Raw genomic sequence first — 5134 nt, 5'->3', positions numbered from 1 at the left:
GTCGGCCTCGGCGCGCCGGGCCTCGAAGGCCCCGCCCACGGCCGCCAGCAGTTCGGCCGGCCGCACCGCCCGCCAGGTGCGCGGCTCGCCGTCGTCGAACAGCACCGCCCCCTTCTGCGTCAGGCTGGCCAGCCCCTGATAGACATTGGGCGGCGCCTTGCCGATGCGCTTGGCCATCCGGTAGCCGGTGGCCGGCCCGCCCTCCAGCAGGGCGCAGTACAGCCGCCCTTCAAGCTCGGTGAAACCCAGCCCGGTCAGGGCCAGTTCGGCGACGGCGGTTTCCGATAGTGTTTGCATTCACAAACACTATCGTCCGCATGACCCCGCCCGCCAGTTAAATCGCGGTAAGACGCCTCAGCGGTTCAGCGCCGCCCGCGCCGCCTCGGCATAGCGGTGGCCCGAGGCCGCCCCCTTGGGAAAAACCGCCTCGATGCGCGCGAGGTCCTCGGGGGTCAGCACCAGGTCGACCGCCGCCGCATTCTCTTCCAGCGTCCGGATGCGCCGCGTTCCGGGGATCGGCACAAGCGTGTCGCCCTGCGCCAGCACCCAGGCGAGCGCCAGCTGCGCCGCCGTCACGCCCCTGTCCGTCGCAATGGCCGCGACGGCGTGGACCAGGTCGATGTTCTTCTGGAAATTCTCACCCTGAAACCGCGGGTTCGAGCGGCGGAAATCGTCGGGGGCCAGGTCCTCGACCGACTTGATCTCGCCCGACAGGAAGCCCCGGCCCAGCGGGCTGTAGGGCACGAAGCCGATGCCCAGTTCCTCGCAGGTCGCCAGCAACCCGTCCTCGGGCTCGCGGCTCCACAGCGAATATTCGGTCTGCAGGGCGGTGATCGGATGCTCGGCGTGACCGCGGCGCAGGGTCTCCGGCGAGGCCTCGGACAGGCCGAGGAAGCGCACCTTGCCCTCCTTCACCAGCTCGCCCATCGCCCCGACCGTCTCCTCGATCGGCGTGTCGGGGTCGACGCGGTGCAGATAATAGAGATCGACGTGGTCCATCCCCAGCCGCTTCAGGCTGCCCTCGATGGCGCGGCGCACATTGGCCGGCGAACCGTCGACGGCCAGGGCCGTGCGGTCGGCGTTGTAGCCGATGCCGAACTTTGTCGCCACGAAGGCGCGGTCCCGGCGATCCGCCAGCGCCTTGCCGACCTGGATCTCATTGGTGTGCGGCCCGTACATCTCGGCCGTGTCGAGGAAGGTGACGCCGAGGTCGAGCGCGCGGTGGATCACCGCCGTCGCCTGCGTCTCATCCGACGCCTGGCCGTAGAAGGCCGCCATGCCCATGCAGCCGAGGCCAATGGCCGAAACCTCGGGGCCGCCGCGGCCGAGTTTGCGCGTCTTCATGACCGCTCTCCTTGAAATTCGGGGAGCCGGCGAAGCCTCCGCCGGCTACCGGGAGATGGGCGCCGTTCGGCCTTATTTCAAGGGAGCGGCCTGGACCTTCAGCCAGTCCAGCACCTCGCCGTCCAGCAACGGCCCGACCTTGGCCAGCACCTCGGCGTGATAGGCGTCGACATAGGCCCGCTCGTCCGCGGTCAGCAGATCGACATCGATCAGCTTGCGATCCAGCGGCGCCAGGGTGAGCTGTTCGAAGCCGTGCATCGGCCGTTCGCCGCCCGGGATCGGCGTCGGCGGCGTCACCACCTGCAGCGTCTCGATGCGGATGCCCCAGTGACCCTCGCGATAATAGCCGGGCTCGTTGGACAGGATCATGCCGGTCAGCAGGGGCTGGCTGTTGACCGCCTTGGCGATCCGCTGGGGACCTTCATGGACGCCCAGATAGGATCCCACGCCATGCCCGGTGCCGTGGTCGTAGTCGAAGCCCTGCATCCACAGCGGCAGACGCGCCATCGCGTCCAGCTGATGCCCCGTCGTTCCGGCCGGGAAGCGCACCACGGCCATGGCGATATGCCCCTTGAGCACAAGGGTGAACATGCGCCGCTGGTCGGCGGTCGGCTCGCCCACCGCAATCGTCCGCGTCACATCGGTGGTGCCGTCCAGATACTGGCCGCCGCCGTCGACCAGCAGCAGGCTGCCCTTCTCCATCCGGCGGATGGTGCGGGTCACGGGCTTGTAGTGCGGCAGGGCCCCGTTCGGCCCGCACCCCGCGATAGTGTCGAACGACAGGTCCTTCAGCGCCCCGGTCGCCTCGCGGAATCCCTCCAGCGCCTCGGCGATCTGACGCTCGTCCGGCAGGGTCTCCTGCCCCACGGTGTCGACCCAGTGCAGGAAGCGGGTCAGGGCCGCGCCGTCGCGGATATGCGCCTGACGCGTCCCCTCGATCTCGACCGGGTTCTTGCACGCCCGAGGCAGGGTGCAGGGATCCATGCCGCGCACCACGGTCGCGCCAGTCGCTTCCAGCCGGTCGAAATACCAGGCCGGCGACTGGCCCGGATCGACCAGCACCTTCTGGCCCGATAGTCCGTCCAGTACGGCGTCCAGCGCGGCGGGCGTTTCCAGCGTCACCGCATCGCCCAGCCAGCCGGGCAGTTCATTGGTCACCTTGCGCGGATCGAGGAACAGTTGCGCCGTGCCGTCGGCCTTCACCACCGCCTGCCCCAGCGGCAGGGGCGTGCGGATCACGTCGCCGCCGCGGATGTTGAACAGCCAGGCCAGGGATGCGGGCGCGGTCAGCACCGCCGCGTCGGCGCCGGCCTTGGCCACCGCCTCGCCGATGCGGGCGCGCTTCGAGGCGCTGGTCTCGCCGGTGTATTGGTCCTCATGCGGAACGACCGGCGCGGTCGGTTGCTCGGGACGCTCCTCGGCCCAGGCCAGATCCAGCGGATTGGGTTCGACCGGCTTCAACTCGGCCCCGGCCTTCTTCGCCGCCCGCTTCAGCGTCGCCAGCGCGTCCGGGCTGTGCAGCCGCGGGTCATAGCCGATCACCGAGCCCTTCGGCGCCCGCTCCAGCCAGGCCGGAACGCCGCCGTCGACGAGGTCCAGAATTTCGAACTGCGCCGGGTCCACCTGGGCCCGGACCTGCACCGTGTAGCGGCCGTCCGCGAACACGGCGGCGCGGTCCATCAGCACCGCGCCCGCCCCGGCCGAACCGGTGAAGCCGGTCAGCCAGGCCAGCCGGTCGTTGGCGGCGGGCAGATATTCGTTCTGGTGCTCGTCCTCATGCGGGACCAGCAGGCCGTCGAGCCCCTGCTCGGCCATCTTCGCGCGGACGCGGGGAAGATGCTTCGCCCCGAAGGACGGATCGGTGGTTTCATCGAAGGACTGGCGCATGGCCGAGGCATAGCACCCGCGTCCCCCTCCTGTGGAGACGCTTCCTTCTCCCCCGGAGGGGAGAAGGCATTCGGCGTCTAGTTCTGCGGCGAGGTCGGCGTGACCACCGCGACGCCGCCGCTCGGGGCCGGGACCTGAACCTCGCGCTCGATGACCACCGGCGTCGAAGCGCGGGCCTCGGCGGCGCGCGCTTCACTGGCGGCGCGGATGGCGTCGGCCTGCGAGCGGGCGGCGTCGGCGCGGGCGATGTCCACGCTTGCCTGGGCCCCGGCGACCTGACCCTGGATCAGGGCCGAATCCGCCTGGGCCTGGGCGGCCGCCGCGTCCATCTGGGCTTCCAGCAGCGCCTCGTCCGTCTGCGTGTCGGGACCACGCGCGAACAGGATCCAGAAGACGGCGATCAGCACGACCCCGCCGAGGATGCCGGCGATCCACCAGCCGGTGTTGGACTCCCGCACCACGACCGTTTCGACCGTCTCGGTCACATGGGCCGGCGAAACGACCGTCTCGGTGATGATCGTCTCGCGTCGCTCGGGATCGTTGTTCGGATCATAGTGGGTCACGGGCAGTCCTCCATTGAACTGCCGCAACGGTTGCGGGCGACGCCCGTTCCGCCGTTAACCCACCCGCCTCAAAACCAGCGCGCTCCACGCATCACGATGGATGCGCCGCTCCAGGATGAAGCCGCGCGACAGATAGGCCGCCGACACCCGCCGCTCCTGGGTGCGCAGCAGGCCCGACAGGATGGCGACGCCGCCGAGGCTCAGCGCGTTCTTGATGTCCTGCGACAGGGAGACCAGCGGCGGGGCGAGAATGTTGGCGAACACCAGATCATAGGGACCGTGCTGGCGAACCTTGCGATCGTTCAGCCCGAAGGCGTGGACGAAGCGGGCGTCGGCCATGTTCAGCTTTGCGTTCTCGTTGGCGATACGAACCGAGGGCTGGTCGATGTCGGTGCCGACGGCGACCTTCGATCCGGTCTTGGCCGCCGCGATGGCCAGCACCCCCGTGCCGCAACCGACGTCCAGAACCCGCTCGAACCGTTCCCTCTTCAGCAGTTCGTCGAAGGCGATCAGACAGCCGACCGTGGTGCCGTGGTGCCCGGTGCCGAAGGCGGCGCCGGCGTCGATCTTCAGATTGATCGTGTTGTTCGGAACGATGCCCTGGTCATGGGCGCCATAGACGAAGAACCGTCCGGCGCGCACCGGCGGCAGGCCCGACAGCGACATGGCCAGCCAGTCAGCGTCAGCGAGCTTCTCCACTATGACCGTCAGACCGTCATGCGCCTTCAGTCGGGCCTCGATGCCGCGCGCATCATCGGCGTCATTGGGAAAGGCGTCGATGCGCCAGATGCCCTTGTCCTCGTCCTCTTCGAGAATCGAATAGGTCGCCCCCTCGAGCAGGGGATCGGAATCGAGCGAGACGGCGGCGGCCTCGGCGATCGCGCGCGGTCCCCGCGCGATTATTTGAACTGCGGACTCGGACATTTCTCAAACACCGCTATCATTGCGAATCGAGACGCGCGCTGGCGTGCTCTCCTGCGCCAGCATCAACCAATTGAACCGAGGGGTCGGGGAATTCATGGCCAAAGCACCATCCAAGCCTAAGGCGGCCGCAAAACCGAAGGCGGCGCCCGCCGCTTCCAAGCCGAAACCGGCGGCAAAGTCGAGCGCCGCGCCGAAGGCCGCTGCAAAACCTGCCTCGAAGCCCGCCGCCAAACCCGTCGCTCCCAAGGCCGCCGCCAAGCCTGCCGTGAAGGCTGCGCCGAAGCCCGCCGCCCCAAAGCCCGCAGCCAAACCGGCCGCCAAGCCCGCCCCGAAGGCCGCCGCAAGGCCTGCCGCCAAGGCGGCCCCCAAGGCCGCCGCGAAACCGGCGGCGAAAAAGCCGGCTGCGGCGCCGAAGC

Annotated in this window: 6 protein-coding genes; all 6 read right to left on the bottom strand. The window is 69.2% G+C overall.

The window, feature by feature from the left end; all coding sequences use genetic code 11:
- Positions 1 to 297: helix-turn-helix domain-containing protein (locus QQJ79_RS14690; protein WP_284223671.1), on the bottom strand; the 297-nt coding region annotated here is incomplete at its 3' end.
- 57 nt (positions 298 to 354) lie between these two features.
- Positions 355 to 1344, bottom strand: coding sequence for an aldo/keto reductase (locus QQJ79_RS14685; RefSeq protein ID WP_284223669.1), 990 nt, complete (start codon positions 1342 to 1344; stop codon positions 355 to 357).
- 72 nt (positions 1345 to 1416) lie between these two features.
- Positions 1417 to 3231 carry an aminopeptidase P family protein gene (locus QQJ79_RS14680; protein WP_284223667.1) on the bottom strand — a complete coding sequence of 605 codons (1815 nt, stop codon included), beginning with the start codon at positions 3229 to 3231 and terminating at the stop codon, positions 1417 to 1419.
- Positions 3232 to 3308: 77 nt separating this feature from the next.
- Positions 3309 to 3794, bottom strand: coding sequence for a hypothetical protein (locus QQJ79_RS14675; protein ID WP_284223666.1), 486 nt, complete (start codon positions 3792 to 3794; stop codon positions 3309 to 3311).
- A gap of 54 nt (positions 3795 to 3848) precedes the next feature.
- Positions 3849 to 4718, bottom strand: a complete 870-nt coding sequence (locus QQJ79_RS14670; RefSeq protein ID WP_284223665.1) for a 50S ribosomal protein L11 methyltransferase — start codon at positions 4716 to 4718, stop codon at positions 3849 to 3851.
- A gap of 3 nt (positions 4719 to 4721) precedes the next feature.
- Positions 4722 to 5134, bottom strand: a 413-nt coding sequence (locus QQJ79_RS14665; RefSeq protein ID WP_284223664.1) for a hypothetical protein, incomplete at its 5' end; no start/stop codon positions are given.

Origin of the sequence: Brevundimonas denitrificans (genome assembly GCF_030160755.1) — a bacterium.
GTDB classification, from domain to species: domain Bacteria; phylum Pseudomonadota; class Alphaproteobacteria; order Caulobacterales; family Caulobacteraceae; genus Brevundimonas; species Brevundimonas denitrificans.
The sequence above is the reverse complement of the archived record's forward strand: the minus strand, read 5'-3'. Positions and strand labels throughout refer to the sequence as shown.

Bases quoted from the DNA above. Each gene is read 5' to 3' on its own strand.
- QQJ79_RS14670 (WP_284223665.1), bottom strand. From the start codon at position 4,718: ATGTCCGAGTCCGCAGTTCAAATAATCGCGCGGGGACCGCGCGCGATC.
- QQJ79_RS14685 (WP_284223669.1), bottom strand. From the start codon at position 1,344: ATGAAGACGCGCAAACTCGGCCGCGGCGGCCCCGAGGTTTCGGCCATT.
- QQJ79_RS14680 (WP_284223667.1), bottom strand. From the start codon at position 3,231: ATGCGCCAGTCCTTCGATGAAACCACCGATCCGTCCTTCGGGGCGAAG.